The organism is Aeribacillus pallidus, assembly GCF_050478865.1.
Taxonomy (GTDB): Bacteria; Bacillota; Bacilli; order Bacillales; family JACDOC01; genus JACDOC01.
In genome coordinates, this window is sequence record NZ_JBCNBW010000002.1 from 1 (window position 1) to 1,593 (window position 1,593).

Annotated in this window: 1 rRNA gene; it reads left to right on the forward strand. The window is 55.6% G+C overall.

The features are described from left to right. Positions 1 to 22: 22 nt before the first annotated feature. Positions 23 to 1,577, forward strand: a 16S ribosomal RNA gene (locus ABES52_RS00385). The last annotated feature ends 16 nt before the right edge of the window (positions 1,578 to 1,593 follow it).

The following is a 1,593-nucleotide window of genomic DNA, read 5'->3' on the forward strand; positions in this document are numbered from 1 at the left end:
GAATTTGAGTCTTATTCAAACTTTTTCGGAGAGTTTGATCCTGGCTCAGGACGAACGCTGGCGGCGTGCCTAATACATGCAAGTCGAGCGAACGGATGGAGAGCTTGCTCTCCTGACGTTAGCGGCGGACGGGTGAGTAACACGTGGGCAACCTGCCTGTAAGACCGGGATAACTTCGGGAAACCGGAGCTAATACCGGATAATTCCTTTCCTCGCATGAGGAAAGGTTGAAAGGCGGCTTCGGCTGTCACTTACAGATGGGCCCGCGGCGCATTAGCTAGTTGGTGAGGTAACGGCTCACCAAGGCGACGATGCGTAGCCGACCTGAGAGGGTGATCGGCCACACTGGGACTGAGACACGGCCCAGACTCCTACGGGAGGCAGCAGTAGGGAATCTTCCGCAATGGACGAAAGTCTGACGGAGCAACGCCGCGTGAGCGATGAAGGTCTTCGGATCGTAAAGCTCTGTTGTTAGGGAAGAACAAGTACCGTTCGAATAGGGCGGTACCTTGACGGTACCTAACCAGAAAGCCACGGCTAACTACGTGCCAGCAGCCGCGGTAATACGTAGGTGGCAAGCGTTGTCCGGAATTATTGGGCGTAAAGCGCGCGCAGGCGGTCTCTTAAGTCTGATGTGAAAGCCCACGGCTCAACCGTGGAGGGTCATTGGAAACTGGGAGACTTGAGTGCAGAAGAGGAGAGCGGAATTCCATGTGTAGCGGTGAAATGCGTAGAGATATGGAGGAACACCAGTGGCGAAGGCGGCTCTCTGGTCTGTAACTGACGCTGAGGCGCGAAAGCGTGGGGAGCAAACAGGATTAGATACCCTGGTAGTCCACGCCGTAAACGATGAGTGCTAAGTGTTAGAGGGTTTCCGCCCTTTAGTGCTGCAGCTAACGCATTAAGCACTCCGCCTGGGGAGTACGGCCGCAAGGCTGAAACTCAAAGGAATTGACGGGGGCCCGCACAAGCGGTGGAGCATGTGGTTTAATTCGAAGCAACGCGAAGAACCTTACCAGGTCTTGACATCCTCTGCTACCTCTAGAGATAGAGGGTTCCCCTTCGGGGGACGGAGTGACAGGTGGTGCATGGTTGTCGTCAGCTCGTGTCGTGAGATGTTGGGTTAAGTCCCGCAACGAGCGCAACCCTTGACCTTAGTTGCCAGCATTCAGTTGGGCACTCTAAGGTGACTGCCGGTGACAAACCGGAGGAAGGTGGGGATGACGTCAAATCATCATGCCCCTTATGACCTGGGCTACACACGTGCTACAATGGGTGGTACAAAGGGCTGCGATGCCGCGAGGCTGAGCCAATCCCAAAAAACCACTCTCAGTTCGGATTGCAGGCTGCAACTCGCCTGCATGAAGCCGGAATCGCTAGTAATCGCGGATCAGCATGCCGCGGTGAATACGTTCCCGGGCCTTGTACACACCGCCCGTCACACCACGAGAGTTTGCAACACCCGAAGTCGGTGGGGTAACCCTTACGGGAGCCAGCCGCCTAAGGTGGGGCAGATGATTGGGGTGAAGTCGTAACAAGGTAGCCGTATCGGAAGGTGCGGCTGGATCACCTCCTTTCTAAGGAAGAAAAACG